A 6914-nucleotide genomic window follows, 5' to 3' on the forward strand; every position below is an offset into this window, starting at 1 on the left:
GTCAGTTCTGGTTCCCGCCCGTGGCATTGCGGAAGGCGGTCTCGTTGATCGAGACGCCCAGCTCAGTCTGCCGCTGCGCGACATACTGCGTGAGGATGTCCTCGCTGACGCTGGCCGCCAGGGTGCGGGCGAAGTTTTCCGCCTCCTGCGTCGTGCGGGCATAGCTCGGCACCGTGGCGGCATCGACCTTGAACAGGATGCGCCCGCCATCGGCGATGGCGGCGGAGGCACTCTTGCCGGCCGGTGTCCCGAAGATCAGGTTGATCACATTGGCCGGCAGGTCGGGGCGCTGCTCCTGGCGGCTGAGGCCGGCCGCCTGCTCGATGGTGAGGCCGGCCGAAGCCGCGACCGCATCGAAGGCCTCGCCCTTGTCGATCCGTTCGACGAGTTCGCGCGCCTTGGCGGCGAGGCGGGTCGCGACCTCGTCCGCACGCCACTGCGCCTCGACCTGCGCCTTGACCTCGTCGAAGCCCTGTTCGCGCGAGGGATCGATCTTCTTGACGTCGTACCAGACATAGCCGGCATCGCGCGGCAGCCGGACCGCCTCGTTGTCCACGCCGGGCTCCGAGCGGAAGATCCCCTGGATGGTCGCGTCGCCGCCGGGCAAGGCCGGTTCGGTGCCGCCATCGGCCCGGCGCAGGCTCGCATCGATCGGTCCGACGCTGCGCAGGGGCAGGTTGAACTCCTTGGCGATCTCGGCCAGCGGCTTGGCGGCGGCACGCTGATCCTCGATCCGATCATGGATCTCGGTGATGCGGCTCGCCGCCCGGCGGGTCGCGACGTCGCTGCGCATTTCGGCGGCGACCTCGTCGAAGGGACGTACCGCTTCCGGCACGATCGCGGTGACCCGCAGCAGGACGGGGCCGAAGGCGCTGGTGACCGGGGGGCTGACTGTGCCCTCCGCCAGCGCGAAGGCGGCCTCGCGCACGGCCGGATCGAAGACCTGGGTCCGCGTGAAGGTGCCCAGCGTCAGATCGGCGGCGGCGACGTTGCGGGCGGCCGCGACGGCATCGAAGGTTTCGCCGGCCTCGATGCGCGCGCGGGCGGCCTGGGCTTCTTCCGCGGTCGGGAACGCGATCTGCTGGATGGTCCGGGTTTCGGGCGTGGTGAAGCGCTGGGCCTTGACCTCCTCATAGCGCGCACGGGCATCCGCCTCGCTGACGGTTCCGGCATCGGCCAGGCTCTCGGCGGTGAGCGCGAGCAGATCGGCGGTGCGCCGCTCCGGCGCGCGGAAGGCGCTCTTGCGCTCGTCATAGAAGGTCTTGAGCTGCGCCTCGGTCGGAGCCGGGATCTCGCCGGCGAAGGCGGGGGCGAGGCGGACGAGGGTGATATCGCGGCGCTCGTTGCGCAGGCGGTGGCCGAGTTCCTGAAGCGCGACGGGGGAGGTGACCGCGCCGACGACCATCTCGCCGATCTGCTGGCGCAGGATCGTGGCGCGCTGCTCGCGGACATAGGCCTGTTCGGTGAAGCCGTTGGCGCGCAGCAGCTCGTTGAAGCGGGCGGCGGAGAAATTGCCGGAGGCGTCGCGGAAAGCGGGGTCCTCGAAGATCAGGTTGCGGATGGTGTCGTCGGACACGGCGAGACGCATGGAGCGCGCCGTCTGGTCGAGCACCGATTCCGTGATGAGGCGGGATAGGACCTGCCGGTCGAGACCGAGCGCACGCGCCATCTCGGGGGTGATCTGGCGGCGCTGCTGGCGAGTCAGCTGCTGGACATCGTTCTGGAAGGCCGTGCGGACCTGCTCCAGCCCGATCTCGGCCTTGCCGACGCGGGCCACGGAGTTGCGACCATAACCCTGGAAAATGTCGCCGATGCCCCAGATCGCGAAGGAGAAGATCAGGAAGCCGAACAGGACGAAGATCACGAGCTTGCCGAGGAAGCTCTGGCCCGCCTTGCGGATGCCCGTCATCATCATGGAAGTCGGTCTTTCCCTGGCCTGGCGGGGCGCGTGGAACGTCCCTGCCGGTTTTCGTCGGTGCCGCTTATAGGAACCGCGAGGCGTTGCCGCAATCGCCCGCGCGGATTCGTGTCGTGGCTGCACGACGGCGCGCCGCGCGATTGCGGGGCGCGCCCGCGGTTGCTAGAGCCGGGCCAACGAACAGGAGGATGCAGGTGACGCGCAGCATCAGGCCCCTGGTGGCCGGCAACTGGAAGATGAACGGGCTGAAGGCGGATCTCGCCATCGGCTCCGAAGTGGCCAAGGGCTATGATCGCGCCCTGAAGAGCGCGGTCGATCTGGCGATCTGCCCGCCCGCCAGCCTGCTCTATCTGGCGAGCGCGGCTCTGGTCGGCACGCGGATCGCGACCGGCGGCCAGGATTGCAGCATGCAGGAGGCGGGCGCCTTCACTGGCGAAGTCTCCGCCGCGATGCTCGCCGATGCCGGGGCCACCTTCGCCATCGTCGGCCATTCCGAGCGGCGCACGCTCCATGGCGAGACCAACGCGACCGTGAAGGCGAAGGCCGAGGCTGCGCAAAGAGCGCTGCTGGTGCCGATCGTCTGCGTCGGCGAGACCAAAGCCGAGCGCGAGGCGGGCAAGGCGGTCGCGGTCGTCCGCAAGCAGCTGCGCGGCTCCGTGCCGGAGGGCTCCACGGCGGCGACGCTCGTGGTGGCCTATGAGCCGGTCTGGGCGATCGGCACCGGGCTCACCCCCACCGCGGCCGATGTCGCGGAGATGCACGAGGCGATCCGCGGCGAGCTCGGCCGCATGCTCGGCAAGGCGGCGGCTGCGGGCGTGCGCCTGCTCTATGGCGGCTCGGTGAAACCGTCCAACGCGGCCGAATTGATGAATGTTGCCCATGTCGATGGCGCTCTGGTCGGCGGGGCGAGCCTCAAGGCCGAGGACTTCCTCGCGATCGCGCGCGCCTGCGCCTGAGCGGCGCGAAGCAAAACCGCGTCGGGCGGCGATCGCCGGGGTGGTGTGGCCGTCGCTTGCGTGCTATGGGCCGCGCCGACCCCGCTGGCCGGCTCCGGCCTGCGGCGGCATGAGGTGCGGGTGGCCCTTGGCGGCGGCCCGCTCCGGACCCATTTGGTGAGCCTGGCTCAGTCTGTCGAGAACATGCAGAACGTCATCATCGTCATCCACCTGATCATCGTGGTCGCGCTCGTCGGCGTGGTCCTGCTGCAGCGCTCCGAGGGCGGCGGGCTCGGCATGGGCTCCGGCGGTGGCGGGGCGGGCGGCTTCATGACCGGCCGCGGCCAGGCCAATGCGCTGACGCGGGCGACGGCGATCCTGGCCGGGGCCTTCTTCCTGACCTCGATCATCCTGGCGGTGATGGCGACGCGCGGCCGCGTCCAGCGCTCGATCATCGATGGCGCGCCGACCCAGAGCGCGCCCGCCACGCCGACTGGGCCGAGCGCCCCGAACGCCGGTGGCGTTCTGGATCAGCTCCGGCAGATGCAGGCACCGAGCGGCGCACCGCAGCCGCCGACCCCGGCGGCGCCAGCGCCGCAGCAGTAAGGCCGGCACGTCCCGTAAAAGCGCCTCGCGCTTTGATGTTCAGGACGCGCCCGAGAAAGTCTGGGCAGGGGCCGGGCAACCGGCCCTTCTCTTTTGTGTGGGGTGCGCGGGCCGGTCGGCCGGGCGTGCCTGTGGACAAGCGTGCAGGGCAAGACGGGGCTGCACGCCTGGACTTAGCGAATCGCGCCCGTCGCTTTAGAGGTGTCCTCCCATGACGCGGTATGTCTTCATCACCGGCGGCGTGGTGTCTTCGCTGGGCAAGGGCCTGGCGGCGGCGGCGCTCGCCGCCCTCCTGCAGGCGCGCGGCCACACGGTCCGCCTGCGCAAGCTCGATCCTTATCTCAACGTCGATCCGGGCACGATGAGCCCGTATCAGCATGGCGAGGTCTTCGTCACCGACGACGGCGCGGAGACCGATCTCGATCTCGGCCATTACGAGCGCTTCACCGGCCGGCCCTGCAACAAGGGCGACAACATCACCACCGGCCGCATCTACATGGACATCCTGACCAAGGAGCGTCGCGGCGACTATCTCGGCGCGACGATCCAGGTCGTGCCGCATGTCACCAACGCCATCAAGGAGTTCATCCTCGACGGCAATGAGGACTACGACTTCACCCTGGTCGAGATCGGCGGCACGGTCGGCGACATCGAGAGCCTGCCCTTCCTCGAGGCGATCCGGCAGGTGAACCAGCAGCTGCCGCGCGGGCAGTGCATCTTCATCCACCTGACGCTGCTGCCCTATATCCCGACGGCCGGCGAGCTGAAGACCAAGCCGACGCAGCACTCGGTCGCCGAGCTGCGCTCGATCGGCATCCAGCCCGACATCCTGCTCTGCCGCACTGACCGCGAGATCCCGCGCGAGGAGCGCCGCAAGCTCGCGCTGTTCTGCAATGTCCGCGAGACGGCCGTGATCGAGGCCCGCGACGTCGCCTCGATCTACGACGTGCCGCTGTCCTATCATGCGGAAGGGCTCGACAACGAGGTTCTGGCGGCCTTCGGCATGGATGCGGGCGGCGAGCCCGACGTTTCCAACTGGCGCCGGATCTCCGAGCGGGTGAAGAACCCCGAGGGCGAGGTCACCATCGCCATCGTCGGCAAATATACCGGGATGAAGGACGCCTATAAGTCCCTGATCGAGGCGCTGATGCATGGCGGCATCGCCAATCGCGTCAAGGTCAATCTCGACTGGATCGAGTCCGAGGTCTTCGAGAAGGAGGATCCGGCGCCCTTCCTCGAGCATGTCCACGGCATCCTGGTGCCGGGCGGCTTCGGCCATCGCGGCGCCGAGGGCAAGATCAGGGCGGCGACCTTCGCCCGGCAGCGCAAGGTGCCCTATTTCGGCATCTGCTTCGGCATGCAGATGGCGGTGATCGAGGCCGCGCGCTCGCTCGCCGGCATCACCGACGCAAACTCGACCGAGTTCGGCCCCACGACCGAGCCCGTCGTCGGCCTGATGACCGAGTGGATGCGCGGCAACGAACTCGAGCAGCGCGCGGCCGACGGCAATCTCGGCGGCACCATGCGGCTCGGCGCCTATGCCTCGACGCTGGCGGCGGGTTCCAAGATCGCGCAGATCTACGGCACGACCGAGATCTCCGAGCGGCATCGCCACCGCTACGAGGTCAATATGAGCTATCGCGACCGGCTCGAGGCGAAAGGCATGAGCTTCTGCGGCCTGTCGCCGGATGGTCTTCTGCCCGAGACGATCGAGTATCCGGACCATCCCTGGTTCATCGGCGTGCAGTATCACCCCGAGCTGAAATCGCGCCCCTTCGAGCCGCATCCGCTGTTTGCGAGCTTCGTCCAGGCCGCGATGGTGCAGAGCCGGCTGGTCTGAGGCGGGTGGTGACGGCCGGCGCAGCCTGATGCGGCGCCGGTCAATAGTTCCCGTGGGTAGACTGCGGGACATCCGGCTTGACGACGGATTCGCTTTGCGGCACGCGTCGCGGATCATGCTGCCGAATACGACCCTTTTCGATCGACGCCGACGCTGCTGCACCCCTGCGGCGGCTCGCGCAGCTGCGCGTCGATTGGCGTCCTTTGGCATGATGGCAGCCTCTGCTTAGGCTCAGTCTCCGAAGAGGCCTTCGGCCCGCAGTCTCGAACCCCCGCAGCCCCCGGCTCCGGGGGTTTTTCTTTTGCCCGGAAACAGAAGGACATCACCATGAGCATTCGTGTCGGCATTGTCGGAATCAGCGGTTTTGGCGGCGGCGAGGCGCTGCGCCTGATCGCCAGCCATCCGGTCTTCGAACTGGTCTACGCCGCGGGCGAGAGCAGCGCGGGCAGCCGCCTCGTGGATCGCTTCCCCGGCGTGCCGGCCCGGCTGGCCGAGCTCGTGATCGCGAAATGGGACCCCGAGACCCTGCCGCCGCTCGACGTGCTGTTCGCGTCACTGCCCACGGGCGCCTCGGCCGAAGCTTTGGCCCGCGTCCCCAAGGCAGTGAAGATCGTCGATCTCGGCGGCGACCATCGCTCTGTCGAGGGCTGGGCCTATGGCCTGGCCGACATCTGGCCGGACCGGATCCAAGGTCAGGTCCGCGTCGCCAATCCCGGCTGCTTCCCCGCCGCGACACTGACGGCGCTGGCGCCGCTGCTGGCGGACAAGCTGATCGAGCCCGGCAACATCGTGATCGACGTCAAAACGGGCATCTCCGGTGCCGGCCGTGGCGGCGACAGCACGTTCGGCTATGCCGAGAGCAACGAAAATCTCGTGCCCTATGGCCTCCTCAAGCATGTCCATATGCCGGAGATCGCCAGGACGATCGAGAAGCTGAGCGGTGGCAGTGCGGCCGGGCTGGTGTTTACGCCGCATCTGGTGCCGATGACGCGGGGCATTCTCGCCACGATCTATTGTCGCGGCAGCGCCACCACGGGGCAGTGCCTCAATGCGGCCCGGCGCTTCTATGCCGGGCGCTCCTTCGTCCGCGTCACCGACAGGCCGCCGCAGACCAAATGGGCGACCGGATCGAACCTCGCCTTCATCAGCTATGCGGCCGACCCGGAGCGCAACCTCGTGATCGCGATAGGCGTGGTCGACAATCTCGGCAAGGGCGCGGCCGGGCAGGCGGTCCAGAACGCCAACCTGATCTGCGGCCTGCCGGAGACGGCCGGGCTGGACGGCGTGCCGGTCTGGCCCTGACGGCAGCGGGTCTGCGGGCCGTCATGGTCGCCCTTGTGGCGACCATCCACGTCTTGAGGCGCTGCTGGCCGGCGAGTCGCTCTGTAGAAGCGCGGCGTCAATCGTTCCCGCGTGAAGACGTGGATGGTCGGCACAAGGCCGACCATGACGGGGAGGATCGGAAAACTAATCCCCACTGCTCCCTTCTCACCCTATCCTGCCATCACCTCATCCCCGAGTGGCAGCCATCCGGAAGGCAAGCCGTTGGTGGGGATGGGGGCGGCGCCTGCGGGCGGGTTTGCACCCCGCACTCGGGAGGCTTCGGGGCACCGCC

General features: G+C 68.6%; 5 protein-coding genes. 4 read left to right on the forward strand and 1 reads right to left on the reverse strand.

Annotated features, from left to right (window positions below):
• Nucleotide 1 precedes the first annotated feature (1 nt).
• Nucleotides 2-1915 (reverse strand): SurA N-terminal domain-containing protein, encoded by a 1914-nt coding sequence (locus tag AX750_RS08600; RefSeq protein ID WP_245282351.1) that lies wholly within the window; start codon nucleotides 1913-1915, stop codon nucleotides 2-4.
• A 197-nt stretch (nucleotides 1916-2112) separates the two neighbouring features.
• Between AX750_RS08600 and tpiA the strand changes: the two genes are divergently transcribed.
• From tpiA to argC, 4 genes are all read left to right on the forward strand, one after another.
• Nucleotides 2113-2874: a triose-phosphate isomerase gene (gene tpiA / locus AX750_RS08605; RefSeq protein WP_066719339.1), complete on the forward strand. Its 762-nt coding sequence runs from the start codon at nucleotides 2113-2115 to the stop codon at nucleotides 2872-2874.
• Between the two features lie 183 nt (nucleotides 2875-3057).
• Nucleotides 3058-3459 carry a preprotein translocase subunit SecG gene (secG, locus tag AX750_RS08610; RefSeq protein ID WP_066719342.1) on the forward strand — a complete coding sequence of 134 codons (402 nt, stop codon included), beginning with the start codon at nucleotides 3058-3060 and terminating at the stop codon, nucleotides 3457-3459.
• A gap of 211 nt (nucleotides 3460-3670) precedes the next feature.
• Entirely contained in the window at nucleotides 3671-5299 is a 1629-nt protein-coding gene (locus AX750_RS08615; RefSeq protein WP_066719333.1) for a CTP synthase, read from the forward strand.
• A gap of 327 nt (nucleotides 5300-5626) precedes the next feature.
• On the forward strand, nucleotides 5627-6601 hold the full coding sequence (argC, locus tag AX750_RS08620; RefSeq protein ID WP_066719335.1) for an N-acetyl-gamma-glutamyl-phosphate reductase: 975 nt from the start codon (nucleotides 5627-5629) through the stop codon (nucleotides 6599-6601).
• The last annotated feature ends 313 nt before the right edge of the window (nucleotides 6602-6914 follow it).

The organism is Methylobacterium sp. CCH7-A2 (assembly GCF_001557075.1).
Classification (GTDB): domain Bacteria; phylum Pseudomonadota; class Alphaproteobacteria; order Rhizobiales; family Beijerinckiaceae; genus Allobosea; species Allobosea massiliensis.